Origin of the sequence: Legionella septentrionalis, assembly GCF_003989745.1 — a bacterium.
GTDB classification, from domain to species: domain Bacteria; phylum Pseudomonadota; class Gammaproteobacteria; order Legionellales; family Legionellaceae; genus Legionella_A; species Legionella_A septentrionalis.
On the sequence record NZ_RZGS01000011.1, the window covers coordinates 1 to 25,412 of the forward strand.

The following is a 25,412-nucleotide window of genomic DNA, read 5'->3' on the forward strand; positions in this document are numbered from 1 at the left end:
GCATCATCATACTATCAAAGCTCCTATCGCGGGAGAGGGGGTAGATCGAAGTGAAATAGAAAAATTTGTGCTCAATTTAAGATGAAATCTTGTCTAAAAAACTTTAGGGACGTTGCCTATTTAAGATAATTAGATTGTCGTTTCCAAAAGCTCCATTGCTTTTAATTGATAGATTAATTCCAGCGCGGCCCGGGGTGTTAAACTGTCCGCATTCACCTTTGCCAACTCATGCAAAATCGGAGATTGTACGGGTAGGGTAGCTGGGGCTTCACGGTAAGATTCTTGGGCTGTATGCAAATATTGATTTGCCAGAACCAATACATCTTTCGGTATGCCCGCTAATGCCGCCACTTCAAGTCCATAACTGCGATTTGCCGGGCCTTCGTTCATTTTATACAAAAACACGATTTTATCTTGGCTTAAAGCCGCTTGCACGTGCACGTTTTGAATACAAGAAAATTCTTCAGGCAATTTGGTCAATTCAAAATAATGTGTGGAAAATAATGTATATGCACAAACTTTTTGCGCTAAATGAGCACAACAAGCATAGGCTAATGCCATGCCGTCAAATGTGCTGGTACCGCGGCCAATTTCATCAATCAACACTAAACTTTGCGCCGTAGCTTGTTTTAAAATGTGCGCAGTTTCAGTCATTTCCACCATAAACGTCGAGCGTCCTGAAGCTAGGTCGTCATTTGCACCAATGCGGGTAAAAATTTGATCAATAGGTCCAAGGCGTACGGAATCTGCTGGCACAAAGCTGCCGGTGTGTGCCAATAAAATAATTAATGCATTTTGCCGCATATAGGTGGATTTGCCGCCCATATTGGGACCTGTGATAAGCAAGATATTTTGCTGGGGTTTAAGATGCAAATCATTGGCTATAAACCGCTCTTGCAATATTTGTTCAAGCACCGGATGCCTGCCGCCTTTTATCTCGATAAGGTTATGCTCAACGAGTTGCGGGCAAGCCCAGTTTAAAGTCTGCGCACGTTCAGCCAGGCAATTGAGTACATCAAGTTCAGCCAGTGCCTGGGCAAGCTGCGTCAGTTCCAGCAGGGATTGTTGCATTTCTTCCAATAAATTGTCGTAAAGCCATTTTTCTCGAGCCAAGGCCTTAACTTGTGCAGTTAAAACTTTTTCCTCAAAAACTTTTAACTCAGGTGTGATGTAGCGCTCTACGTTTTTAAGAGTCTGTTTGCGTTGAAAATGCGCGGGAACTTTTTCAGCTTGGGCGCGTGATAATTCAATGTAATAACCTTGGACGCGGTTGTAGCCAAACTTCAACGAAGATAAACCAGATTTTTGTTTTTCCGCCATTTCCATTTCGATGAGTTTATCCGTAGCCCGTTCGCTTAATAAGCGCAATTCGTCTAACTCTTCATCAAAGCCTGCGGCAATGACACCACCGTCGCGAATCAAGACAGGCGGATTTTCGATAATAGCAGACTGTAACAAATCCAATAATGCAGGCAGCGGGTGTAAGCGGGCGATCAACTCGACAAGCAATTCACTTGTAGAGCTGCAAAGTAGATTGCGCAGGTTTGGTATGATGCCTAAGGTATTTTTCAACGCTTCCAAATCACGCGGTCTTGCAGATTTTAAGGCTATCCGCGCTGCAATGCGCTGCACATCACAAATTTGTCTGAGCAATGAATGCAATTGGTTATTTTGTTGGCCTTGCATGAGTTCTTGCACAGCGCTTTGTCTTTTTTGAATGGCTTGATGGTTACGCAGGGGTCGATTCAACCAACTTTTCAACAAGCGACTGCCCATGGCGCCAGCTGTGTTGTCGATAACTGCCAGTAAACTGTTATCGCGTTTACTATTTTGGTTTTCAAATAATTCCAGATGGCGCTGCGTTGCCGCATCCAATTGTAAATAATCCTGGCTTTTTTCATAAGTAATTGTGGTTAAATGGGGCAGTGCTTGTCGTTGTGTGAGGTGGAGGTAGGTTAACAAACAACCGGCAGCTGCAAGAGCGGCTTTGTATTGTTCTTCAGCAGCCGGGGAAATAAACGAGCTGCCAAATTGAGCTTGTAATTTTTCTTTTGCATGTTTCTCATCGAAATCCCAGGCAGGTCTTATTTTAAGGGTCGAATGTACGGATATGGATTCCAGCAAGGATTGATTTTGCAATAAAATTTCAGCAGGTTGCAGGCGGTTAATTTCAGCCTGAAGTTCATTGATATCATTAAGCTGCAATATATGAAAACGGGCTGCACTTAAATCCACCCAGGCAAGACCTATATGTTTTTGCTGATGAATGGCCAGAAGAAAATTATTGTGTTTTGCTTCCAATAAAGCTTCGTCGGTGACTGTTCCCGGCGTAATGATTCTTGTGACTTCCCTAGCCACTGGCCCCTTACTGAGCGCCGGGTCGCCGATTTGCTCACAAATGGCAACCGATTCTCCTTTTTTAATAAGGCGTGCCAAATAATTTTCTGCAGCATGGTAGGGAACGCCTGCCATAGGGATAGGTTTGCCTGCTGATTGCCCACGGTGGGTTAAAGTTAAATCCAGAAGCTTGGCCGCGCGTTTGGCATCATCAAAAAATAATTCATAGAAATCCCCCATGCGGTAGAACAATAACATGTCTGGATAAGCTGCTTTAATCTGCAAGTATTGTTGCATCATAGGGGTATGAGGAGCACTGGACATTGAATTTACACCAGAGTAAAAGTGCCTGGATCTTAACAAAAGGCTTCCAGCAAGTCAGTAATGTTAAAATGGGATTAAAATGCATAAATTCGAGCTAAATTTATTTTAAAAAAATAACAAAGTAGAAGTTTTAGGGAATCTTTAATAGAATTAACCGCCTTAACTTCTTCACAATATGTAAATTTTTGCTAGACTTGTGAAGGGAAGCTCACTAAATAAAAAAATTAACAAATGGGAGATAAGTATGAAAAAGTTGGTGATGATATTAACCGCTGGTTTAATGGCTTTATTGTTGACTGCATGTGAAGACAGACCAAAACAGCCTGAAGTTAAAACCGAAACAACCACTACAAAACCAGCTCAAACCAATGATCAAGGTGCTGGCGCTACGACCACCCAAACCACTGAAACAACAACCACTGACAATCAAACCCAAGAATAATTGCGGTTTATGCAAAAAGACCCCGTTTTGACGGGGTTTTTATTTTGTAATTTTCATCAAGGCAGGGAGGGGCAATGCAAGCTTTAACCGCTATCGGTTGGGTTAAACTCGGTTATGCTGTGCTTTTACTCATTTTGGGATTTTTTCTTGCTAAGCGCTTGAGCGCCATGGTGACTCGTGCCTTTAGCAAGCATTTTTCTGTCCATCAAACCGTCTTGGCACGCCGTTTGGTATTTTATGGGTTATTACTCATATTTGTTATTTCAGCGTTACAGCAATTAGGCGTGCAAATGTCTGTTTTGCTTGGCGCCGCCGGTGTTTTTACTGTAGCACTCAGTTTTGCATCCCAAACTGCAGCATCCAATTTAATCAGTGGCATTTTTTTATTGTTTGAACGTCCTTTTAAAATTGGCGATACCATTCAGGTAAAAGACATGGTTGGCGCAGTCGATTCCATTGATTTTTTATCAACAAAAATAAAAACTGCTGACAATGTAAGAATTCGTATACCCAATGAAACGTTGATGAAATCGGAAATCATCAACATGAGTTACTTCAAGACACGAAAAACTGAAATTCTGCTACGTATAAGGCAGCACAATAATTTGGAACGGGCAAAAGGAATTCTTTTGCAATTGGTGCACGCAAATAAGAGCGTTTTAAAAACTCCTGCCCCGCAAGTAGTGGTGAGCAATTTTAACGATGCGGCTTTGGAATTAAAATTATCCCTGTGGACGCATACCAAGGATACTGCAGCCGTTAAGGCTGAATTATACGAATTGATTACACAGCGCTTTGACAAAGAAGACATTGCGTTTCAGCAAGCCCCCTTGCTATTGAGGTAAAAACATGGATCCTGTTTCCCAAGCGGCTCTGGGAGCCGCCTGTTCGCAAGTTTTTTTATTCAGGCAAGATAAAAAAAATGCCTGGCTGATTGGGGCACTGGCAGGCATGGCGGCCGATTTGGATATCTTGATTCGCTCTTCTTCAGATCCCATGTTGATTTTTATCTACCATCGTCATTTCACCCACTCCTTGGCTTTTATTCCCATAGGAGGGTTATTGGTGGCTTTGGCATTGTTGCCTTTTAAACGATTTCGTACGCGCTGGTTGCTGACTCTTTCAGCAGCGCTGATAGGTTATGCAACTCATGGGATTTTAGATGCAATGACCAGTTATGGGACCGTTTTATTTTGGCCTTTTTCAAATTGCCGAATTGCCTGGGATTTGCTTCCCATCATTGACCCGTTTGTAACCGTGCCGCTGGTTTGCGGAGTGCTTTGGACGCAATTGTTTGCTGACCTAAAAGGAGTATTGTTAGCCTTGGGTTTCATGGGGTTACTCCTCATGTTTAATGGATGGCAACATCACCGGGCTATAACTGCAGTGGAAGCTTATGGCAGGCAACAACATTGGCATCTAACTCGCATACGTGCATTTCCTGAGATAGCCAGTTCAACCCATTGGTATGCAGCGGCGCACCATAATCAGCAAATATTTCTTGCGGCGGTGCATACTTCGCCTTTTTCGAGCAGTAAAGTTTATGCGTTAGGTTTGTTCCCTGCTTTCGCTGCGAAGGACATGCCTGTTTATTTGTCTGAAACAGGGAAATTATCACGTGACTTAAGAGTATTTAACTGGTTTACTGATGGATATTTAATTGTAGCGTGCCGGCAACCGTTCACCGTCGCGGATGCGCGGTATATAACTGGAAATCCGGTATATTCTTTATGGGGCATTCAACTTCGTCCTAATCGAACCCATGCAGAAATGCGCCATTCAATCCCACTAAAGGGGTGCTAGGTCATGACGATTGCTATTCTTGCTACTGGTGATGAATTGATTCATGGTGATATTTTAAACACCAACACGCATGCGCTTGCCCATGCGTTATGCTCTGAAGGATTGTCTCTGGGGACGCATGTAATGTGCGGGGATCGTGAACAGGAAATTTTAGCCAGTCTCCAATTTCTAGGGCTTCATCACGATATCATTATTTTAACCGGTGGGCTTGGACCCACTTCTGATGATAGAACTCGCTATGCTTTAGCATCTTATGTGAATTCAGAGTTAAAGGAATTTCCCGAAGCTTTGGCGCATATAAAAACCTTACTTAAACGCATAAATTTGCCGATGAATGCAGGCCACCAGCAGCAAGCGCTTTTCCCCCGTGAGGCGGTATTATTAGCCAATCCTTATGGCAGCGCGATGGGGTGCTATTACCCGCAAGAAAATAAAATGTTTTTCTTGCTCCCAGGTCCGCCGCGTGAGTGCTTACCCATGTTCCATCAATACGTATTGCCTGTTTTACAAACGACGAAGCATAGTCATAAAAAAGTATTAAAATGGCGCTTGTTTGGGGTGGCAGAGGGAGAGATTGCGCCCATTCTGGACGAAGCCTTAGCCGATTTGGCTTGCGAAACAGGGTACCGTTGGGAGGCACCTTATGTTGAGTTTAAGGTACGCTGCCGGGAAGAAATCATGGCAAAAGTAAAAGACACCATCGAGCCTCTGATCACGGCGCATATCATTTCCCCGCCTGAATTTAAAGCGTCTGAATTATTGGCAGAAGCATTGGCAGCATTACCGGCGCCCATTGCCATCATTGATGAGGCGACTGGGGGCAAATTGCAAAATTTAATCCATAGTCCCAAAACTTACCAGCAAGTTCAGTTTCATAAAAGTAAAACGGCACGCCTGCAATTCCACATCAGCGGATTGGCTGAATACTGGCTGCAGCAACCGGGTGCAACGACGGAGTTGACCATTAAGTACAATACGGATAAAGAACAGGGCAGCGAAACGCACAAAATTCCGTATTTCAGTCCGCTGGTTCTTCTCTATGCGGCGGAATGGTTAAGTTTCCGCTTGCTGCATCTCATCAATCAATTGCATCAACGCTTGAGATAATTCTTCCGTACCTTCTTTGCGAATGGCAGAGACAGCAAATACTTTCCCTTGCCATTTAAGGTCGGCAATAATGTTTTCGATGGCTTTTTTGCGCAGATGTTCATCCGGAATCATGTCAATTTTGTTAAGAACAAGCCAGCGGGGTTTACCAAGAAGGTCGGGATCATAGGCAGCCAATTCCTCCAGGACAATTTGTGCAGCTTCTACTGGGTCGCTTTCATCCAACGGGAAAATATCAATCACATGCAATAAAACACAAGTTCGTGACAGATGACGTAAGAATTGATGTCCTAAACCTGCGCCTTCGGCTGCCCCTTCAATTAAACCTGGAATATCGGCCATCACAAAGCTTTTATGCGGCCCCACCCGTACTACACCTAATTCGGGGTGTAGCGTAGTGAAAGGATAATCGGCAACTTTAGGTTTGGCACTGGAAACTGCACGTATTAATGTCGATTTGCCGGCATTGGGCAAGCCTAGCAAACCAACATCCGCAAGCACGCGTAATTCCAGGCGGAGCTGCCGGACCTCGCCGGGAGAGCCTGGCGTCGTTTGACGGGGAGCGCGGTTAATACTGCTTTTAAAGCGCGTATTTCCCAATCCATGAAAACCGCCTTGCGCGACCAGTAAACGCTCACCATGATGACGAATATCGCCGATTAATTCTTCCGTATCGGCATCAAATATCATGGTACCCACAGGGACTTGGATGATTAAATCTTCACCTTTTTTACCCGTACAATTACTGCCCATGCCACCTTGCCCGGATTGGGCCTTATAAATTCTCTGGTAACGAAAATCAACCAGCGTATTCAAGTCATGGTTGGCTTGCAGATATACGCTGCCACCATCGCCACCATCACCACCATCAGGGCCACCGCGAGGAACATATTTCTCGCGTCTGAAACTCAAGCAGCCATTTCCGCCACGGCCAGCTTCAACTCTAATGACGGCTTCATCAACGAATCGCATGATTATCTACTTATGGGATAAATATTATAGTGAGATATTATAGAACACTGGCTGCCTGACGACTAACCAGCGTTCTCAAACCTGAAGAATGACGCACTGCGTCGGTGAAGGTTTAACCTTGCTGTTCTGCTGCCACAGGATCAATCATTACAAACTTACGATTTTTTGTGCCTTTGGTCTTAAATTGCACATACCCGCTTACCAAGGCAAACAAGGTATGATCACGACCCAGGCCAACACCTTCTCCTGCGTGAAAACGCGTGCCGCGTTGACGCACAAGAATTTCACCTGCATTGACAAGTTGACCGCCGTAACGCTTCACGCCCAAATACTTAGGATTCGAGTCGCGACCGTTACGTGTACTACCGCCTGCTTTTTTATGTGCCATTTCAATATCCTCTTATTTACTGATCGCAGTAATTTTCACTTGGGTATAATGTTGTCGGTGTCCCATTTGTTTCATGTGATGTTTACGACGACGGAATTTGATGATTTTTATTTTCTTGTGGCGGGCATGTTCCATGACTTCTGCACTTACTACTGCATTAGCGACGAAAGGTTTGCCGCAAGTGGTCGCATCACCATCGCATAACATCAATACTTCAGAAAAATCGACTTTGTCGCCGACTTCAGTGGTCAATTTTTCAATCTTGAGAACATCGCCTTCTTTAACGCGATATTGTTTGCCGCCTGTTTTGATTACCGCATACATATTAATTCTCCACCATGCCTAACCGGCTGTCACTGGTTCAATAAAGTGCCACATTCTATAAAATATCAGTTATGACTTCAAGTTGATTTTAAACTATTGTATACTTCGCGTCCGTATCCCCTAGTAACTTGGTCGCAAGGTTAAGCATGGGGTGTTTTTAATTTGGAGAATTATACAAATGTCTACTATGATTTTAGAAGCTGAAACAAGAGCAGACAAGGGGAAAGGTGCGAGCCGCCGCCTGCGTCGTCTTGAAAATAAAGTACCTGCTGTTTTATATGGTGGCGATAAAGAACCTGAAGCCATTCATTTGTTGCATAATAAGGTAGTGAAAGCGCTGGAAACTGAAAGTATTTATTCAAGCGTTTTCGATTTGAAATTGGATGGCAAGGTACAACGCGTTATTTTAAAAGATTTGCAACGCCACCCTTATAAGCCAATTGTCATGCACATGGATTTACAACGCGTGAGTGATAAAGACATATTGATAAAAATGATTCCTTTACACTTTATCAATGAGCAAGACGCAAAAGGCGTAAAAGCAGGTGGCATGATTAACCACAGCATGATGCAGGTTGAAGTTAAGTGCCAGGCAAAAGACTTGCCAGAATTTATTGAAGTAGATGTTAAAAACCTGGGCTTGAATGATGTATTGCATCTGTCTGATTTGAAATTGCCAAAAGGTGTCGAACTGGCTCATGAAATTGATGCAGAACATGATCACCCAGTCGTGAGCATTCATGCGCAGAAAGCAGGTGCTACTGAAGAAACTGCTGGGGAAAGCGTTAGCGAAACACCAGATTCCGGTGCTGCTGCCTCTGCAGAAAACGAAGAATAAGCATTTTTGTCATGCCTGGCTCTTTGGCCAGGCAATGCTTCTTGTCTCACTTACCGGTCCATTTAACAGTTGTTAAGCCCAAGCTTTTATAAAACCGGGTCTCACAATGTCTATTAAATTAATAATAGGGTTACGCAACCCCGGCGCAACATACGCCCACACCAGACATAATGCGGGCGGTTGGTTCGCGCAATTATTGGCAGAAGCGCATCAGTCGGCATTTAAAACAGAAAAAAAATTACAAAGCGACGTGGTTCATCTCAGTGGCAATCATGGATTTTGTAAAATCGCCCTGCCGCTAACGTATATGAATCACAGCGGCTTATGTGTGCGAGCTTTGTGCCAGTTTTATCGTATTGAGCCTCAAGAAATTTTAGTGGCCCATGATGAGTTGGATTTGCCCCCGGGCAGGCTTAAATTAAAAACTGGCGGCGGGCATGGAGGGCACAATGGCTTACGGGATATTATCAACCAGTTAGGCAGCAGCAATTTTCATCGCCTAAGGATTGGTATTGGCCATCCTGGCCATAAGGATTTGGTTTTAAATTATGTTTTGGGCAAGCCTTCGCAGCATGATCGCCAGTTGATCATGGACGCCATAGAGCGTGCAGTTACGGCTGTGCCCCACGTTTTATCAGGCAACATGGCTATGGCCATGAATTTATTAAATGGGTAGCATTCATTGCCCATCACACTTAATTGAGGTACTCGCATGGGGTTTAAATGTGGAATTGTAGGCTTGCCTAATGTCGGCAAATCAACCTTGTTTAATGCTTTGACCAAAGCAGGAATTGAAGCTGCAAATTACCCTTTCTGCACCATCGAACCGAACGTCGGGGTGGTCACTGTACCTGATCCGCGTTTGCAAGCGCTAAGCGAGATTGTAAAACCGCAGCAGGTTGTACCAGCAGTCATGCAATTTGTAGACATTGCAGGATTGGTGAAAGGGGCTGCCAGTGGTGAAGGCTTGGGGAACCAGTTTCTGGCAAACATTCGTGAAACCGATGCGATTGCCCATGTCGTGCGCTGTTTTGAAGGTAGCGATGTGGTTCATGTCGAGGGCCGAGTAGACCCGATTAATGACATTGAAGTCATTAATACAGAATTGGCGCTGGCCGATATGGATACCGTGGAAAAAGCCCTAAACAAAGCCGGGAAGCAAAGCAAGAGTGGTAATAAAGAAGCACTCTTGGAAAAACAGACTCTGGAAAAGATAAAACAGCATTTGGATGCTGGAAACCCAGTGCGTACGCTTGCGCTTGCAACGGATGAATTGCCGATTTGTCGCAGATTGTTTTTACTGACTGCAAAGCCGGTGCTTTATATTGCCAATGTGGATGACAATGGCTATGAAAATAATCCCCTTTTGGAAAAAGTCCGTACGTTGGCAACCCAGGAAGGGGCTAGCGTCGTTGCTTTATGTGCTGCTACCGAAGCAGAATTGGTGGAACTTGATGATGCAGATCGCCAGGAATTTATGAAAGATTTGGGACTTTCTGAACCGGGATTGCACCGCGTCATTCGTGCCGGTTATGATTTATTAGGCTTACAGACTTATTTTACCGCCGGGGTTAAAGAAGTACGTGCATGGACCGTTAAACGCGGTGCGACAGCTCCGCAAGCTGCCGGCGTGATTCATACGGATTTTGAACGCGGTTTTATCCGTGCTGAAGTGATTGCATACGCTGATTTTATCGCTCATCGTGGTGAGCAAGGCGCAAAAGAAGCCGGGAAATTGCGCTTGGAAGGTAAGGATTATATCGTTTGCGATGGTGATGTCATGCACTTTCGTTTTAATGTTTAATGTTTCTCTGCCTTACGTGCCATAGCTAAAATCACCAGCCCGGTTGCGCGCCGCTGCAACCCGGCACATTGCCGCCGTCCTTACGCTTTGTTACAGTGTAGTTTTTAAGTAACCCTTTCTTTCTATGAGTAAAACCCTTGATGTGCAGGAGCTTAGCGTTGCTTTCCGAACCAGGGAGCGCACGCTCCTTGCAGTAGATCATATAAATTTTTATCTGAATTCCGGTGAAACCGTCGCTTTGCTGGGGGAATCGGGCTGCGGAAAATCACTAACCTCACTTGCTTTAATGCGGCTTTTACCCCCACAGGGTGTGTACGGCAGTACCAGTGCCGTTAAAATGGACAAACTGGATCTTTTAAATTTGCCTGAACAACTCATGCGTTCAGTGCGCGGGCGCAGGATGGCGATGATTTTTCAGGAGCCGATGACTGCCCTTAATCCGGTGATGAGCATCGGGGAGCAATTGGCCGAAGCATTAAAGTCCCAGCAACTTGACAAAAAGCAATTGCAAAAAAAATTACTTGCTTTGCTTGCAGAAGTTGAAATGCCGCAACCTGAATTACGTTTAAAGCAATATCCGCATCAATTGTCAGGCGGGCAAAAACAGCGCATCGTGATTGCAATGGCTTTGGCCAGGAATCCTGAAATTCTCATTGCTGATGAACCCACCACGGCTCTGGATGTCACAATCCAAGCACAAATACTGGCTTTGCTGAAAAAACTGCAACAACAGCACCAAATGAGTTTGTTATTGATCACGCATGATCTGGGCGTGGTACGTGCTATGGCCGATCGCGTATGTGTTATGTACGCAGGGCAAATAGTTGAAGTTGCAGCGGTACCGCAGTTTTTCGCCCAGCCGCTGCATCCTTATGCACAACAATTGCTGGTTTCAGTGCCTTCGCTTGCCAAGCGGGGTCAGCATTTGCAAACTATTGCAGGCCAGGTGCCTTCTTTGGATAATATGCCAGCAGGTTGTCGATTCCATCCGCGCTGCGCGCACCGTTTTGCTCCCTGTGCCACCAATGAGCCCTCTCTGCTCGCCATGGAGAATAACCGCCTGGTGCGTTGCCATTTGTATCCCGAACATAAGTCACCCCCTCCTTTATCCGAGCAATTGAATTTCTGGACGCGGCCTTCTACAGAGCATGAATTGGTGTTAAGCGTACGCAATTTAAGTGTTTACTTTAATTACAAACGCTCTCTTTGGTTTAAACGAAGTTCTGCAAGCATAAAAGCAGTCGATGATTTATCTTTTAATCTTTATAAAGGAAAAACTTTGGCTTTGGTCGGGGAATCAGGCTGCGGCAAAACAACCACAGCCCGCGCGATACTTGGCTTGCAAGCCATTACGTCTGGCGCAATAATTTATCAGGGAAAAAATATTGCAGCATTGAAAGGTCGCCATTTACGATATTTTCGTAAAAAAGTACAAATTATTTTCCAGGATCCATTTTCCTCGATGAACCCGCGGATGACAGTAGGGGAAATACTCGCAGAAGGCATGCGTGCACAAAATTTTCCTACTGCATACATCCGCAAAAGACAACAAGAGCTTCTGGAACAAGTCAATCTGCCACAAAGCAGTTTACACCGCTACCCACATCAATTTTCTGGAGGGCAAAGACAACGCATTTGCATTGCACGTGCTTTGGCTACCGAACCGGAATTACTGATTTGCGATGAGCCTACTAGTGCGCTGGATATTTCTGTGCAGGCACAAATATTAAACTTATTAAAATCCTTACAACAAGAATATGCGCTGACTTATTTATTCATCACTCACAATATGGCTGTCGTATCTTACATTGCGGATGAAGTTTTAGTGATGCAAGCCGGAAAAATGGTAGAACAGGGGCTTAGTGAGGAGATATTCGCTAAGCCTAAGGAAGCCTATACACGACAATTGTTAGCCAGTGTCTTAGAGTGAATTGGCAAGAGTATCCTGCTTTTTTTCCTCTTCATTTTCTTTTTCCACTACAGCTTGTTGAGGAGGTTGTGGAAATAAAGGCTGGTAAGTTCCAGAAACGTCTACTGCGGAAGTGTTGGCAGCATTGTTTTCGACATGGCTTTTGATTTCTGGCAGCAAATTGGCAATATGCTGTATGGGGTTTCTACCCTCTTCTTCCAAGACTTGGCTGCCGAAACCTTGCTTAAGCCGGGAGACGGCATGATTTAAGCCAGTAATGATACTGCCTATAAGAGTTGGGGCAGCAGTAGTTGCAAATCCCACGGCCGCGCCTATGCCAAGACCTGCAAGGGTACCCCAGCCTGGAATGATAGAGCCCAGGATAGCACCAATTAATGCACCGCTTGCCGTGGTTCCTACAGCCATTAATGATGCTCCTGCAATACGTGCAGGGAAAGAAGAGCTTTTAATGATTTGGGCAAATCCTGAAATGACAATCCCGGCAGCGCAACCTATCCCTGCCCCAATCAGGGCGCCTATGCCACTGCCTAATCCTGGAAAAACCAAGGTTCCTAATAAAGCACCAATGCCAGCTCCTGTCGCACTACTACCCAGGGTTGTCAACACGGTGCCGAAGAAATGTGCAACTTCTCCCTTTCCTATAAATAAACGGCTTAATCCGACAGCAGTTATGCCTGCTGCGGCACCAAATCCTGCACCGATTGCGGCACCCAGCGGACCAAGGAAAATGCCGACAATACCGCCTATGGCTGCCCCCATGCTTGCAAATAGCAACGGCATGCTGCCCTCTATGTAAGTTCTTGGTTTTTTAAAAATTGATTGTGAAGGCATCCAGGCGGAAAACATTTCCGGATTAAATAAGAATTTTTCTTCTTCTAGTATAAAAATGGGTTGTGTTTTGTTGGCCAAAGTTATATTTGCCAAGTTTGATTGGGTTATATGCTTTGCATAATCCCCTGCAACAATAGCGAACAAATCGAAGTTACATTCCCCTTGTTCTGTCAGCATATCCTTACGATGTGTTTGCCAAAATTTGATAAAATCGGGAAATTCGGTTGGCAACTTGCTTGTGTTATCAAAAAATGAACGTAAGATTTCACTCTCAACTTCCTTTTGAATGCGAAAATTTATGGCATCGAGAAGAAAGCGTTCCCAATCGCTAAGCTGTTTATCGCGAGGATCGTCTACAGAGTCGCTGCTTAGATCACCACCACCAAAAAAACGCTTGAATCTTTGTATATCGCTGGATTCTATAAAGCCAGCAACATAAGGATATTTAAGATTCCCATCTGCATTAAATTGGGCAAGGAAAACCTGTTGCAGCGAGCTTGGTTTTTTTGTATGCCTTGCCTCAATGGCATCCAATACTTCTGCTTCATGCATGGCAGATGTCAGAAAATTTTTTCTATATACTTCTTGATAAGAGGCAGTTGAAAATTTAGGCATAAATTAATTAAAATTAACATCAATAATATTGATTATAAATTTTCCACATTAACGAATTATTAAGAACTTCAAGTTAGTTTACTGGCAAGGGTTTTAAAAAACGTTTATTTTCTTCGCAATATAGGATCACGCCGCCAATGACCGCCGCGGGCATGGTAATCAAGTTTAGGAAGGGGATAAAACTCAGGAAGTTTATAAAAGCACCGAATCCAAGAGTCATCAACCGATTATCATTTATTTTTTCGCGCATGGCATTAAAAGTAACTAAATTATTATCCATAACAAAATCCTGATACTGGAAACTCAGCATCCAGGCGTTAAATAAAAACCAGATGAAAGGATAGATGGGTTGAATCAATGGCACAAAAAATAAAAGACAGACAATAATAAAGCGCGGCAAAAAATAAGCTACAAATTGCCCCTGGCGTTTGATGGTGCGAATTGTGATTTCAGCCAAAGATATGGAGGGGATCGCGCTTTGATATAATATCTTTTGTGCTTTTTCGGCTAATAAACCATTAAACGGTGCAGCAAGCAAGTTAAACATCACCGTAAACATGGAGAGGAAAAGCAGAAAAAAGCTGATTATAAAAACAATTAAAAACACGGTACTTAAAAAACTAAGCCATGCCGGCAATTGCTCTATGTAATAATAGGAGTAGGGAAAAAGGTAGTGATAAATAAGATAAAAAAGACCGGCAAACAGCAAAAAATTAAAAAATACCGGCAGCAAGATATAGCGTTTCAATCCTTTGCTAAGCAGATGCCTGACACCTGATAATAAATAAACTATTCCTTGCAAAAAATCATTCATTTTATTCCCATCCTTGCTGGTATTGCTGCCATTATAAACTGAAAAAAGTGATTTGCGGTAAAATGATAAGGCAACTAGGATTAAGATAACACTCAATCAACCAATCAGGGGAAGAAGCGATGATTGAGAAAATGATAATTCTTGGTATGTTGCTACTTTTTTGGATTGTTTTATATCGAATTTTTATAAGCAAACGCTCCAGAATTCCCAAGTTAAAAGCGACGATTGTCGTTCTTCTTTTTTCTTCTTTGCTTTTTCAATTCGGTTATGATTTGCACGCTTTTCTGGCGCGTTCATTGTTTTCTTTGCAAAAAGAGGGTGAGGTTGCACTGCCTGCCTCGCCGTTGAGGATTCCCGCTCAAGAAAATAATAGTTATTGCAACCGCTTCATGGATCAGCATGGACAACCCCTCACCACCGTTTCTGTTCGTGAGGGTGAGCGGTTTTGCGGCAAATTCTGGCGTTTGGACAGAAAAAAAGTTCTCTACATTCCATACAAAATGCTAAATGATAAGCAGGTGATGTATTGGGCTTCTCCGGCATTGCAAATCATTGGACCCAAACCATAAGTATTGCCTTGGCAAAGGGTGTGGCTACCTTATTCTATCCTAATTTTTGTTTGGGTTCGCGGCAAAGGCAATATCTCACAGGGTAAACGCATCTAAATGCACATTAAAATACCAAATCGTCTACGTTCCGTGCTTTATGCACGGAATCCAGCCTCGATCGTAAAAGAAGATCGTATGGATTCCGTGCATAAAGCACGGTAAGTAGGCAAAGATGAAGCATTTTTTGCTCAAAATTAGATGAGTTTACCCTGCAATATCTCATTCCGAGCCAATACTTAAGCGCAGGGATAGTGCTCTTTTGCATCACACCATGCGGGAAGACTGTAATTTTATTTCACTAAATTCATGATGAAATTCGCGATTTCCGTAACAGGAATTTGCTGGATTTCATCCTTATCCCGTGTTTTGTACTCGATAAGATCTTGTGCAAGATTTCTGTCACTGATAACCAAACGATGAGGAATACCGATTAAGTCATTGTCAGCAAATAAAACGCCAGGACGCTCATTGCGATCGTCTAGTAACACATCTACGCCATGATTTAAAAATTGCTGGTACAAGGCTTCTGCTTTTTCTTTAACTTCCGGTGAACGGTGACTGTTAATCGGTATAATGACTAATTGAAAAGGTGCAAGCGCTTTGGGCCAAATGATGCCGCGCTCGTCATGATGTTGTTCAATTGCGGCTGCAACAACCCGACTTATACCTAAACCGTAACAACCCATTAACATGGTTTGTAGTTGTCCTTCCTCGTTAACGACAGCAGCTTGCATGGCATGGGCGTATTTTTCTCCCAATTGAAATACATGGCCTACTTCTATGCCGCGGCATGCGTGCAGCATGCCTTTCCCATCCGGGCTTGCATCGCCTTCTTTTACATTGCGCAAATCATACGTATCCTGATAGCTTGCGTCGCGCCCCCAGGCTGCGTGGATATAATGCATGTCTGCTTCATTTGCACCGCATACAAACTCGTTTATTGCGAGTGCATGATGATCCGCAATTACGGGGATATCCAGGTTGACTGGTCCCAAAGAACCGACCGGTGCGCCTAAATTTTTGGCAATTAATTCTTCATTGACCAAACGTAGCGGCGATTTTACCCACGGGTGCTTGGCAGCTTTTACCTCGTTTAATTCATCATCTCCACGCAATATCAAGGCAATAAAAGGATGCTCAGTCCCCTCAACGATTAAGGTTTTCACGGTGTGTGCAGGGGTAATTTTTAGATACTGGGTAACTTCGGCAATGGTTTTCTGTCCAGGGGTGGCTATTTTTTTCATGTTTTCCTGCGGTAGAGCCGATGCTTTTTCAGGAATAAGGCTCGTTGCCTGCTCAACATTTGCAGCATAATTACTGGCATCAGAATAAAAAATGATGTCTTCGCCGGAATCAGCCAGTACCTGAAATTCATGCGAAGCGGAGCCGCCAATTGCGCCTGTATCTGCTTCCACAGCACGATATTTAAGGCCCAGGCGGTCGAATATCCTGCAGTAAGTTTGATACATGGTTTCATAGGTGCTTTGTAAGCATTCCTGGCTTAAATGAAAAGAATAGGCATCTTTCATGATGAATTCCCGTGCACGCATGACGCCAAAACGCGGGCGGATTTCATCACGGAATTTAGTTTGGATTTGATATAAATTGATGGGCAATTGCTTGTATGATTGCAATTCATTGCGCATTAAATCGGTAACTACTTCTTCATGGGTAGGGCCAAAACAATAATCGCGCCCATTGCTGTCTTGCATGGTTAATAACAGGCCGCCGAATGTTTCCCAGCGCCCTGTTTCCTGCCACAGTTCAGCAGGCTGCACAGCAGGCATTAAAATTTCCAAAGCCTGGGAGCGGTTCATTTCCTCACGAACAATTTGCTCAACTTTACGTAACACTTTCAACCCCATGGGAAGCCATGTGTAAAGGCCTGAACCCAATTTGCGGATCATTCCGGCGCGCAACATCAATTTGTGGGACGTAATTTCTGCATCATTGGGGGTTTCTTTTAATGTTGCATATAACCATTGTGAGGCACGCATACCGGCTCCTGTTAAAAGCAAATGAAGTTGAAGTTTGTACCAGCACTTTGCTGTGGATTACAAAGTGCGATCCCATCCTGCTTTGCAGAATGGGGCTTGCAGAGGACCATTATACTCATCAAGCATGAAAATGCGAGATGGTTAATGGCTTTAAGACGCAGGAATAAATCCTACTTAAGCTTAAGCGGATTCTGAAAGCAATTTTTTATTGCTGCTTGTTTCAGCCGCGTGCACCAATTTGTGAACTTTATCTGCGAGCGCTCCATCGTGTTCTGGATCCAGTTGCACAACGGCTTTGGAAAAGTCTTTAAAACGAACTTCACCTGAATTTACATCATAAATAGCGCCCACAATGCCAATTTCTTCATCCTTAATCATTTGCTGCAGAATTTTACTCTCTTCGTAAATATGTTGCATGGTATTGGCAATGTTTAATTTGGTAACGTTATTGACAAAATGACTGTTTTGACCCGTGCGGTTTTGCGAAGTTTCCGCTTCTGCTGTGATGGCGGGTTTTATTTTAGCCAGTAACTGGGTGATATGTCCTTTCTCTACCCCATCACACGCTGCCTGGATAGCGCCACAACGAGTATGGCCTAGCACTACAATTAGTTTTGCCCCTACCACGTTGCAAGCATATTCAATGCTGGCTAATACATCGTCGTTGACCACATTGCCGGCAACGCGAACGCAAAATAAGTCGCCAAAGCTCATATCAAAAATGGTCTCAACCGGAACACGTGAATCAATGCAGCCAAGCACTACGGCAATTGGGTATTGTGTGGCAGCAGTGTGTTTAATATCTATTTTTAAGCTGCGATGAATGCGTGTATCTTGCAAAAAGCGCGAGTTGCCCTCTTTGAGGATGTTAAGAACTTGATGCGGAGCGAGCATGGATTGTACATCATAGGTTGTCACATTAATAAAATCCACATAGTTATGAATATCATAATGATCTTTAAAACCAATCAAATTTAAAGAAATTTGTTTCAGAGGAGCTTGTTCTTCTTTAAATTCCTTCAAAAATTCCACAATTTCCTTATCAATATAATCGGAGTAACGGGCATCAATGATCAATTGGGAATTTCTTGGAATAGAATCAAGTTCGGCAATCAGTGAGGCTTTATTTAAAAAAGTTGTTTGCTGCGGCAACACCAGACGATTAGTAACTCCGTTGGGATAAATTTCTTTAATAATGTCCAGGCGTGCCTGGCTGTTGGATTTTAAAATGTAAAAAAGGCTGACCAGCAACCCAATTAAAATTCCAGCCAAAAGGTTTAAAGCGACAATAGCCACCAGGGTGGTTATAAACGGGATAAAGCGGTTTAAACCTTGGCGATATATATTGACGTAAATCGATGGCTTGGTGAGCTTGTATCCGGTATAAATCAAAATAGCAGCAAGGGAAGATAAAGGAATTCTATTCAGTGCATATGGGATAAATAGCACAGCAAGCAGTATAAAAATGCCATGCAGAATAGTAGAAAATTTGGTTTTTGCACCTGCCTGAACATTGACTGAGGTGCGTACAATCACCGAGGTAACCGGAATCCCGCCGATTAAACCTGCGACTAAGTTACCAAAGCCTTGCGCTACCAACTCTTGATCTTTTGAGCAATATCTGCGCATTCTATCTAATTTTTCGCCTGCTTTTACATTAAGAAGGCTTTCCAGCGAGGCTACCACGGCCAATATCAATGCGCATAAATAAACATTGGGATTGGTCCAGGCAGACCAGTTGGGAGTTTTTATTTCCTCCCATAAATCGATTACCCCGTTATGTTGAGGAAGATTAACCAGTTCTGGTGTATTTTGGGCAAGATAAGAATCGGTCAATACAAATAGTTCATTTAAAATAATGCCTGCAATAACGACGACGATGGCGCCAGGAACTTGCTTTAACCATTTGATTTTGGTTTTATCGAAATAAACTAAAATCATGAGCCCGGTCAGTGAAATAAGAATTGCACCGCTGTTGATGTGGAAGGATAGTTCATATAATGGTTTGAGCGTAAATCCTTCCGCCATCATGTCCAGCAAATTGGCTTTTAATTCATTGATGGTGGAGGAAAGCGTGAAAGCAAGAGGCAATTGCTTGATTATTAACAAAATACCAATGGCACAAAGCAAGCCTTGAATCACATTGGAAGGGACATAATCACCAATAAAGCCTGCACGCAAACTGCCTAAAATGATTTGCAAAACACCGGCTAGAACCAGAGCCAGCAAGAACGTATTGAAATCGCCTAGCTGCGCCAAGGTAGCCAGGACAACAGCAGCCATACCAGCCGCCGGCCCGCTCACGCTCACTTGCGAGCCGCTCAAGCTGCCAACGACGATGCCCCCTACGATACCACTTAAAATACCTGAAAAGAGCGGGGCCCCTGAAGCGAGGGCAATTCCCAAACAAAGCGGAATGGCTACCAGGAAAACTACTATGGCTGCAATAAAGTCGAATTTGAAATTTCGTCTTTTATAAACACGCAGTTTACGAAAATTCTTGAGCAAAGATTCGGTCATTGTTTTCATGGGTCTGCTGGTTATTGTAGCGACATGTTATCGCAAGAAAATCAAATTGTTAAATCTTTTTTTGTTGTTTTTCAGTGAAAAATGCTCTTTTTTTGCGTTATTCAGTTTCTGCTGCAAAGTCTGCTGGTGAGTATAGAGCTTCAGCCGCTGGTTCTTCAACCTGGTTTATACTTTTTTCTAAATCTTTGAAATTCCATAAAGCTTGATCCATGAGTTGGCTCGGTTTGATGCTCTGCAGGGCATGCAGTATGTTGCTTGGCACTTTGGGGTTTTCTTCAGCTAATTGATCAATCAAGCGGCCGATGCGTTTCCTGGCAAGGTTTTCCTGTGAGCCACATAAATTACATGGAATGATAGGAAAGTTTTGTTCTTCGGCAAAGGTGATGATGTCGCGTTCTTGCACGTAACACATGGGGCGGATCACAATGTGTTTTTTGTTATCGCTAAGCAACTTAGGCGGCATGGAGCGAATATCACCATTGTATAGAATTGACATCAGCAAAGTCCGCACTAAATCATCGCGGTGATGGCCCAGGGCAATTTTATTATACCCATGTTCTTCTGCATAACGATAAATAATTCCACGTCTAAGCCTTGAGCAAAGCGAGCAATAAGTTTTGCCCTCGGGTATTTTTTCCTTAACAATGCTGTACGTATCGCGGCTTAGAATTTCATGCGGAATGCTGCGTTCTTGCAGCCAGGCGCGCAGCCTGCTGTCATCCCAGCCGGGCTGTGCTTGATCCAGCGTGAAGGCAAACAATTCGAATTTTTTGTTGGAGCGAATGCGTAAAGTGTGCAGCAAGGTTAGCAGCGTAAATGAATCCTTTCCTCCGGACAGACAAAGCATCACGCGATCACCGCGTTGAATCATATTAAAATCAGCAATTGCTTTGCCAGTGTAGTGCAATAATTTTTTTTCTGTAGGGGAGGGTGCCGATGCCATATTCATTCCGGTTAGTTGCTGGTTGAGACTTAATAAGTCAGGGCTGCTTAACAAAACGCTGCATTTTATATAAAAAATGCCTGGTGAGCAAAATAGATGAGAAAAAAATATTCAGATTGCGCACTGCGGAAGAAGCTTAAGATTGCTTCTTCCGGCATTTTGTTGCACAGGATTTCTTTGCAGGGGCTAGCGCATCGATGCGCGTGGTTGCCAGCCAGGAGTTCACTTCCTCCAAATCACTGACATTAAGAGAGCCTGCCAAATATTTTAAATTTAAGATGGCGTTGATCAAGCGATATTGATCGGATGCCAATTGTTCTTGGGCTTCAAACAAACGTTGTTGTGCATTGACCACATCCACCATGGTACGCGTGCCTACTTGAAATTGTGCTTCTGTACTTTCCAATGAATTTTGTTGCGAGATGACGGTTTGCCGGTCTGCTTTTACTTTACTGATTCCCTCATTTATGGTGTTGAAAGCAATCTGGCTATTGGTCACCACGTCCCGGTAAGCCATTTCCATGCGTTCACTGGATGCTTGGAAATTATATTGTGCTTGCCTGGTTTGCGATTCCACCAAGCCTCCCTGGTAAAATGGAAAATTCATGGCAATAGCCACATTCGAGCTCGCTTGGGAGGATGGCACGAAAAAGTTGCTTGCACCGCCACTGTTATGCGTTTTACCGGTATTTCCCTGCAGCGCAAACGTAGGCCAGTTTCCTGCGGTTTGCGCTTTAATGTTTTCGCGGGAAGCCTGCATGCTAAACTTTGCTGCCAGAAGTTTGTAATTTTGTTTCAAGCCAGCCGATACCCATTCATTGGCATCATTCGGTTCGGGTTTAATTAGGGGGATTTCACTGTTACGCAACGGGACTAGATACTCGTAGACATGATTAGTGAGTTTGCTTAAATTTTCATTTTGGTTGATTTGATTATTGCGGGCAGCAATCACTTCTGCCACGGATTGATCATAGGCAGCTTGGGCTTCATAAACGGAAGTTATGGCATCAAGCCCCACATTAAAACGCTGCTGCGCCTGTTCAAGCTGTCTTTTATTGGCTCTTAATTTGGCTTCAGCAAAATTTAAAGTATCTCTGGCGAACAATACTTCAAAATAGGCTCTTGCTGTGCGCAAAATTAAATCCTGAGCCGCATCGTTAAAGGTAGCATGCGCGGCTTTGACCGAAGCTTTGGCTTGCTGCACCAGCGCCCAGGATTGATAGTTAAAAATAGCTTGGGAAGCAGTAAGCTGCCATTGGTTGCTGTTGTATGTTTGTTCGGTGGAAAAGCCGCCGGCTCTGACTCGAATTACATTACGGCTGGATTGTGCGTTGGCTCCAAGCTGAGGCAGCAAAGCGGCTTGAGCTTGTGGCAAAACCTCACTGTTTGCCATAAATGTGCTGTAGGCAGACTTAAAGGTGGGATCATTTTCCAGGGCATGCCGATAAACATCCATTAAATCGGTAGCTTTAACCGGGCCGGTAAAAGCAAGCAGCAAAAAAAACCAACCCTTAGTTTTAGCGTGGTTTTGCACGATCGACTTGGTTAACAATCTATCCAATGTTGGAGTGGAGAATTTGTTAACAAGCTTCGAGAGCATTTCTTTCATCTAAGCTAATCCTAGAAAACAAATTCTTTACGTTTTAATTTATCTATCAATGGCGGAAGATTGGTCTCAAAAAGGAGTTTTGCTTGCCAGGTTCCGTTATGGCTCAATTCATGCAGCTGGGCCTGCATAACCGGTTCGCGGCCAATGATTGCGAATAGCCTGCCGCCCGGTAAAACTTGTAAGCGATGCGTATCAGTCAACGCCTCAAGCGCTCCGGTGAACACTACTACATCATAAGGGGCTTTATCAAGCCAGCCGGACGAGGCATCGCCTGTCAGTAATTCCACGTTGCTGCAATCATGGGCAGTTAGTTTTCGTTTTGCATTCGCCGTAAAATCGGCAAAATAATCGATGCTAATTACTTTTTTACACAAGCGGCTTAATAAAGCGGTTAAAAAGCCGGTGCCTGTGCCCACTTCAAGCACGGTTTCATTGCCTTTTAAGGCCAGTGTTTGCAATAAGCTGGCTTCTTCCAAAGGTGTCATCATTCGTTGCTGATGATCCAACTTGATTTGCATATCGCTGTAGGCAAATGACTTGAACTCATTGGGAACAAAGTTCTCGCGTGGAAGTAACTTAAAGAGATCAAGTATTTTCTCATCAAGAACATCCCCGGTACGCAATTGTTGCGCGATCATATTATTGCATGCAATCTGACTACTCATGAAGCTCACCACTGGACAATTGATTAGGTTAAAACGTTGGCGCGATTTTAGCAAGAATTATAAAAAGACGCATTATTTCTGGGAAAATGAATAGAAAAGAAGGCATTTTTTTATGCCTTGCCAAATTCAGCACAGGGCAAAACAAAGCGATGAACGACTGCGGAATTAAATAACTATGGGATGTGGCCTAGCAGCCTGGAGTGCCTGGATGCTAGGCTTTATTATTAATCTTGTGCAGGAGACATCAGGCGCACGCAACGCACCTTGGCCGGAATGGTTTTTGTTTGTTCATCCCAGCCTGCATCGCGTCCATAGGGAGGGGTAGAGACCACATAGGCAATATTAGCCCCCTCTTGGGAAGTGCCATCGGTAGAACTCCAATAATCACCGTGCAAATGAGCATCTTCAAGTTTGCTATTATTTTGCATGATGCAAGAAAGCTGCTCTACGGCGGGGAGGAACCAATCGTTATAACAGACTTGCGCTCCCGCTCTACAAGGTTTGCGGCCATTGCTGTCGATACTAAATTGGCTGCAAGCCCAGGCTGCGTATGAAAACATCGAACCATTGCCGTATGCAGCCAAAATATTTCGGGTGTTGGCGGCTCCATCCAAAAAACTGGATGCAATTACGCCTTCAGGGCTTTCTGGGCTGGGCGTCCAAGGCTCATTGGGCAAGTCAGACACGGCTACAATCAATTTCAATTTTTTTGGCTTTTCCAAGCACCCTATTTCTCCTCCGAATGCTTTATTGCCGATTTCCAATGCACTCAATTTGGTTTTAAGGTGTGTTGTATTATCGCCGGCAATATCCAAAATGGCATTGGAAATTTTTTGTTCTTTGTCTGCTGCAAATTCAAGCGTGCAACTTTTGCCTGGCGCAACACTTGTGCATGTATTTTTTGTTTCAGCGAGCAGTTTCTCGTTACGGATGTTTTGGGGTAGCTGGGATTGGATGTTGGTTGCTGTGATGTCGGTGGAGTCATTATGGATTGTTAATTTGCCTACACCATTTGTAAGGGTTAACGTCCCATCTATGCTGAGTTTGGCGTTTTGTAGCGGGGGAGTGATGTTGATGCGCAAACGCATGGATTGGTCGCTTGGTTCATAACAAGTGTTTTTCCCTGGTTCGCATAATACCGGCCCGTTGTTTATATCTGCCAGCAATTTTTCGCCATTAATGGTTAAGATTAAATTACAAGACTGTTTTGGTGCAAGCAGCATGATTTGTTTGCAACTGTTTTTTTCAAACGTTTGCGTAATCCCGGTTAAGGGGGTTAGTTTTAGCACTTTTTCCGTGGCTGAAGCATTAGTGATTTTATATTTTAAAACCGATACTGTGTTTGCCGGCATAGAAAGTTTGCCGGGCGTAAGCGGTTTAAACGCAATGTCCACGGTTTCACAATGCGCTGGCGTGTTTGCCAGAATCATTAAGGGGGTAGCGATAAGCAATGGTTTAATCAGGTTGTTCTTCATTTTTTATCCTTAAAAATTCAGGGTCAAAGCAACGAGTTGTCAGGCTAAATTACCAGTCCATTTTAAACCTGCTTGTATGCCCTGCGCTCCAAAGTCGGATTCCCCGGCACTTGCTTGCGGATTAGACAAAAATGGTGATAAATAATCAAACCATAAATACCCGAAGTTAAATATTAAATCACCATAAGCGCCGAGGTAGTGATAATTCACACCCAGTCTTGCTTCCATTTCAGGAACGAGCGCTGTGCGGCTTGAGGTGACGGAGGAAAAATTAGTGGGTGAAAAAATAAATGTGCTTGCGTTGGCGAAGTTCATCTTGCTTGCGCCTGCAAGCAGTGCAGCAGCGCCTTGGCCATAAACTTCGATGCCATGGCCTAAGTCATAATTTAACTCTGCTCCAAACCGTGGACCAAATCCTCGATATTTTGCATTAAACCCTGCATTGCTGACGGCATAAAGACCGAAAGTGGGGGACAAAACTTCGGCCTGAAAGGTAAGCGGTATATTCATTGCGGCATATTGCGCACCACCGTGAAAACGAATTTTTGTAGCAGTGCCAAAGTTGACGGTTTGGCCTAACTCCAAATTCACGGCATCCCATGCAGGCTCGATGGTATAATAGTCATTCTCGGTTAAATTGCCGCCTATGAAGCCGGTAAAAACTGAAGATACGGCAAATTGGGTGTCTTTATGGCCAAGATGATACCAATTAAGATTGAGATCATTGCCCGTGTTGAATTGATAAGCTCCTTCCAGTTTAAAACTCAAGCTCCAATTAGGATTATTGGGCACAAAAAATTCAGAGGTACCCGTTGCCGTGGGTTGTTCGGAAGTTTCTACCCACCCCAATGCATTATCATAAGTTGGTTTTAAATAAAGGGCTTGAATGCCAAAAGACCACTGGTTTGCTGGGCAAGGAACCGAGGCGATTCCCGGCGTGCAGGAATTTCCCATGTTTCCCGCCAGCCCCTGATGCATCCCCAGTATGAGAAGGCTGCTCACTATCGTTTTAATTTTATTCATATTTTTTTATTCCCTTAAATTTGTCCTATCTATG

Annotated in this window: 22 protein-coding genes; 9 read left to right on the plus strand and 13 right to left on the minus strand. The window is 43.9% G+C overall.

Going from position 1 to position 25,412, the window contains the following annotated elements:
• Window positions 1–129 precede the first annotated feature (129 nt).
• Window positions 130–2,661, minus strand: coding sequence for a DNA mismatch repair protein MutS (gene mutS / locus ELY11_RS05475; RefSeq protein WP_233579676.1), 2,532 nt, complete (start codon window positions 2,659–2,661; stop codon window positions 130–132).
• A 244-nt stretch (window positions 2,662–2,905) separates the two neighbouring features.
• Between mutS and ELY11_RS05480 the strand changes: the two genes are divergently transcribed.
• The 4 genes from ELY11_RS05480 to ELY11_RS05495 all read left to right on the plus strand — a co-directional run bounded on the left by ELY11_RS05480 (window position 2,906) and on the right by ELY11_RS05495 (window position 6,013).
• A complete protein-coding gene (locus ELY11_RS05480) occupies window positions 2,906–3,103 on the plus strand; it encodes a hypothetical protein (protein WP_126953576.1) in 198 nt (65 codons plus the stop codon).
• A 74-nt stretch (window positions 3,104–3,177) separates the two neighbouring features.
• Window positions 3,178–3,948 (plus strand): mechanosensitive ion channel family protein, encoded by a 771-nt coding sequence (locus ELY11_RS05485; RefSeq protein WP_126953577.1) that lies wholly within the window; start codon window positions 3,178–3,180, stop codon window positions 3,946–3,948.
• A gap of 4 nt (window positions 3,949–3,952) precedes the next feature.
• Window positions 3,953–4,906, plus strand: a complete 954-nt coding sequence (locus tag ELY11_RS05490; protein ID WP_127032665.1) for a metal-dependent hydrolase — start codon at window positions 3,953–3,955, stop codon at window positions 4,904–4,906.
• Window positions 4,907–4,909: 3 nt separating this feature from the next.
• The gene (locus ELY11_RS05495; RefSeq protein WP_126953579.1) at window positions 4,910–6,013 is read left to right on the plus strand and encodes a competence/damage-inducible protein A; all 1,104 of its coding nucleotides are present in this window, start codon (window positions 4,910–4,912) and stop codon (window positions 6,011–6,013) included.
• Here ELY11_RS05495 and cgtA read toward each other — a convergent pair.
• The 3 genes from cgtA to rplU form a co-directional block, all read right to left on the minus strand.
• Complete coding sequence (cgtA, locus tag ELY11_RS05500; RefSeq protein WP_126953580.1) at window positions 5,960–6,985, minus strand: Obg family GTPase CgtA; 1,026 nt, start codon at window positions 6,983–6,985, stop codon at window positions 5,960–5,962. The genes ELY11_RS05495 and cgtA overlap by 54 nt on opposite strands.
• Before the next feature lie 112 nt (window positions 6,986–7,097).
• Window positions 7,098–7,373, minus strand: a complete 276-nt coding sequence (rpmA, locus tag ELY11_RS05505; RefSeq protein WP_126953581.1) for a 50S ribosomal protein L27 — start codon at window positions 7,371–7,373, stop codon at window positions 7,098–7,100.
• Between the two features lie 12 nt (window positions 7,374–7,385).
• A complete protein-coding gene (gene rplU, locus ELY11_RS05510) occupies window positions 7,386–7,697 on the minus strand; it encodes a 50S ribosomal protein L21 (RefSeq protein WP_127032666.1) in 312 nt (103 codons plus the stop codon).
• Window positions 7,698–7,875: 178 nt separating this feature from the next.
• Here rplU and ELY11_RS05515 point away from each other — a divergent pair, with 178 nt between their 5' ends.
• From ELY11_RS05515 to ELY11_RS05530, 4 genes are all read left to right on the plus strand, one after another.
• Window positions 7,876–8,535: a 50S ribosomal protein L25/general stress protein Ctc gene (locus tag ELY11_RS05515; RefSeq protein WP_126953583.1), complete on the plus strand. Its 660-nt coding sequence runs from the start codon at window positions 7,876–7,878 to the stop codon at window positions 8,533–8,535.
• Window positions 8,536–8,641: 106 nt separating this feature from the next.
• Entirely contained in the window at window positions 8,642–9,211 is a 570-nt protein-coding gene (gene pth, locus ELY11_RS05520; RefSeq protein WP_127032667.1) for an aminoacyl-tRNA hydrolase, read from the plus strand.
• 36 nt (window positions 9,212–9,247) lie between these two features.
• Window positions 9,248–10,339, plus strand: a complete 1,092-nt coding sequence (gene ychF / locus ELY11_RS05525; protein WP_126953585.1) for a redox-regulated ATPase YchF — start codon at window positions 9,248–9,250, stop codon at window positions 10,337–10,339.
• Window positions 10,340–10,463: 124 nt separating this feature from the next.
• A complete protein-coding gene (locus tag ELY11_RS05530) occupies window positions 10,464–12,269 on the plus strand; it encodes an ABC transporter ATP-binding protein (RefSeq protein ID WP_126953586.1) in 1,806 nt (601 codons plus the stop codon).
• On the opposite strand, the gene ELY11_RS05535 is transcribed toward ELY11_RS05530, so the two are convergent.
• Window positions 12,261–13,715: a YeiH family protein gene (locus tag ELY11_RS05535; protein WP_126953587.1), complete on the minus strand. Its 1,455-nt coding sequence runs from the start codon at window positions 13,713–13,715 to the stop codon at window positions 12,261–12,263. The two genes, ELY11_RS05530 and ELY11_RS05535, sit on opposite strands and share 9 nt — an antisense overlap.
• 73 nt (window positions 13,716–13,788) lie before the next feature.
• Window positions 13,789–14,529 carry a sulfate transporter CysZ gene (gene cysZ / locus ELY11_RS05540; RefSeq protein WP_127032668.1) on the minus strand — a complete coding sequence of 247 codons (741 nt, stop codon included), beginning with the start codon at window positions 14,527–14,529 and terminating at the stop codon, window positions 13,789–13,791.
• Window positions 14,530–14,648: 119 nt separating this feature from the next.
• On the opposite strand from cysZ, the gene ELY11_RS05545 reads away from it, so the two are divergent.
• Window positions 14,649–15,098, plus strand: a complete 450-nt coding sequence (locus ELY11_RS05545; protein WP_127032669.1) for a hypothetical protein — start codon at window positions 14,649–14,651, stop codon at window positions 15,096–15,098.
• A 329-nt stretch (window positions 15,099–15,427) separates the two neighbouring features.
• On the opposite strand, the gene ELY11_RS05550 is transcribed toward ELY11_RS05545, so the two are convergent.
• From ELY11_RS05550 to ELY11_RS05580, 7 genes are all read right to left on the minus strand, one after another.
• On the minus strand, window positions 15,428–17,134 hold the full coding sequence (locus tag ELY11_RS05550) for a proline--tRNA ligase (RefSeq protein ID WP_126953590.1): 1,707 nt from the start codon (window positions 17,132–17,134) through the stop codon (window positions 15,428–15,430).
• 180 nt (window positions 17,135–17,314) lie between these two features.
• Window positions 17,315–19,654, minus strand: coding sequence for a bifunctional SulP family inorganic anion transporter/carbonic anhydrase (locus ELY11_RS05555; RefSeq protein WP_126953669.1), 2,340 nt, complete (start codon window positions 19,652–19,654; stop codon window positions 17,315–17,317).
• A gap of 106 nt (window positions 19,655–19,760) precedes the next feature.
• A complete protein-coding gene (gene ttcA, locus ELY11_RS05560; protein WP_126953670.1) occupies window positions 19,761–20,606 on the minus strand; it encodes a tRNA 2-thiocytidine(32) synthetase TtcA in 846 nt (281 codons plus the stop codon).
• Window positions 20,607–20,742: 136 nt separating this feature from the next.
• On the minus strand, window positions 20,743–22,215 hold the full coding sequence (locus ELY11_RS05565; RefSeq protein ID WP_233579682.1) for a TolC family outer membrane protein: 1,473 nt from the start codon (window positions 22,213–22,215) through the stop codon (window positions 20,743–20,745).
• A gap of 11 nt (window positions 22,216–22,226) precedes the next feature.
• A complete protein-coding gene (locus tag ELY11_RS05570) occupies window positions 22,227–22,880 on the minus strand; it encodes a protein-L-isoaspartate O-methyltransferase family protein (protein WP_126953591.1) in 654 nt (217 codons plus the stop codon).
• A gap of 224 nt (window positions 22,881–23,104) precedes the next feature.
• Entirely contained in the window at window positions 23,105–24,355 is a 1,251-nt protein-coding gene (locus ELY11_RS05575; protein WP_126953592.1) for a hypothetical protein, read from the minus strand.
• Window positions 24,356–24,394: 39 nt separating this feature from the next.
• Window positions 24,395–25,378: an Lpg1974 family pore-forming outer membrane protein gene (locus ELY11_RS05580; protein WP_126953593.1), complete on the minus strand. Its 984-nt coding sequence runs from the start codon at window positions 25,376–25,378 to the stop codon at window positions 24,395–24,397.
• Window positions 25,379–25,412: the final 34 nt, after the last annotated feature.

Bases quoted from the DNA above. Each gene is read 5' to 3' on its own strand.
- ELY11_RS05490 (WP_127032665.1), top strand. From the start codon at position 3,953: ATGGATCCTGTTTCCCAAGCGGCTCTGGGAGCCGCCTGTTCGCAAGTT.
- rplU (WP_127032666.1), bottom strand. From the start codon at position 7,697: ATGTATGCGGTAATCAAAACAGGCGGCAAACAATATCGCGTTAAAGAA.
- mutS (WP_233579676.1), bottom strand. From the start codon at position 2,661: ATGTCCAGTGCTCCTCATACCCCTATGATGCAACAATACTTGCAGATT.
- ELY11_RS05515 (WP_126953583.1), top strand. From the start codon at position 7,876: ATGTCTACTATGATTTTAGAAGCTGAAACAAGAGCAGACAAGGGGAAA.
- ELY11_RS05495 (WP_126953579.1), top strand. From the start codon at position 4,910: ATGACGATTGCTATTCTTGCTACTGGTGATGAATTGATTCATGGTGAT.
- ELY11_RS05545 (WP_127032669.1), top strand. From the start codon at position 14,649: ATGATTGAGAAAATGATAATTCTTGGTATGTTGCTACTTTTTTGGATT.
- ELY11_RS05570 (WP_126953591.1), bottom strand. From the start codon at position 22,880: ATGAGTAGTCAGATTGCATGCAATAATATGATCGCGCAACAATTGCGT.
- ELY11_RS05480 (WP_126953576.1), top strand. From the start codon at position 2,906: ATGAAAAAGTTGGTGATGATATTAACCGCTGGTTTAATGGCTTTATTG.
- ELY11_RS05565 (WP_233579682.1), bottom strand. From the start codon at position 22,215: ATGAAAGAAATGCTCTCGAAGCTTGTTAACAAATTCTCCACTCCAACA.
- ELY11_RS05550 (WP_126953590.1), bottom strand. From the start codon at position 17,134: ATGCGTGCCTCACAATGGTTATATGCAACATTAAAAGAAACCCCCAAT.
- ELY11_RS05580 (WP_126953593.1), bottom strand. From the start codon at position 25,378: ATGAATAAAATTAAAACGATAGTGAGCAGCCTTCTCATACTGGGGATG.
- rpmA (WP_126953581.1), bottom strand. From the start codon at position 7,373: ATGGCACATAAAAAAGCAGGCGGTAGTACACGTAACGGTCGCGACTCG.
- ELY11_RS05575 (WP_126953592.1), bottom strand. From the start codon at position 24,355: ATGAAGAACAACCTGATTAAACCATTGCTTATCGCTACCCCCTTAATG.
- ELY11_RS05485 (WP_126953577.1), top strand. From the start codon at position 3,178: ATGCAAGCTTTAACCGCTATCGGTTGGGTTAAACTCGGTTATGCTGTG.
- cysZ (WP_127032668.1), bottom strand. From the start codon at position 14,529: ATGAATGATTTTTTGCAAGGAATAGTTTATTTATTATCAGGTGTCAGG.
- ELY11_RS05530 (WP_126953586.1), top strand. From the start codon at position 10,464: ATGAGTAAAACCCTTGATGTGCAGGAGCTTAGCGTTGCTTTCCGAACC.
- ELY11_RS05535 (WP_126953587.1), bottom strand. From the start codon at position 13,715: ATGCCTAAATTTTCAACTGCCTCTTATCAAGAAGTATATAGAAAAAAT.
- ttcA (WP_126953670.1), bottom strand. From the start codon at position 20,606: ATGGCATCGGCACCCTCCCCTACAGAAAAAAAATTATTGCACTACACT.
- ELY11_RS05555 (WP_126953669.1), bottom strand. From the start codon at position 19,654: ATGACCGAATCTTTGCTCAAGAATTTTCGTAAACTGCGTGTTTATAAA.
- cgtA (WP_126953580.1), bottom strand. From the start codon at position 6,985: ATGCGATTCGTTGATGAAGCCGTCATTAGAGTTGAAGCTGGCCGTGGC.
- ychF (WP_126953585.1), top strand. From the start codon at position 9,248: ATGGGGTTTAAATGTGGAATTGTAGGCTTGCCTAATGTCGGCAAATCA.
- pth (WP_127032667.1), top strand. From the start codon at position 8,642: ATGTCTATTAAATTAATAATAGGGTTACGCAACCCCGGCGCAACATAC.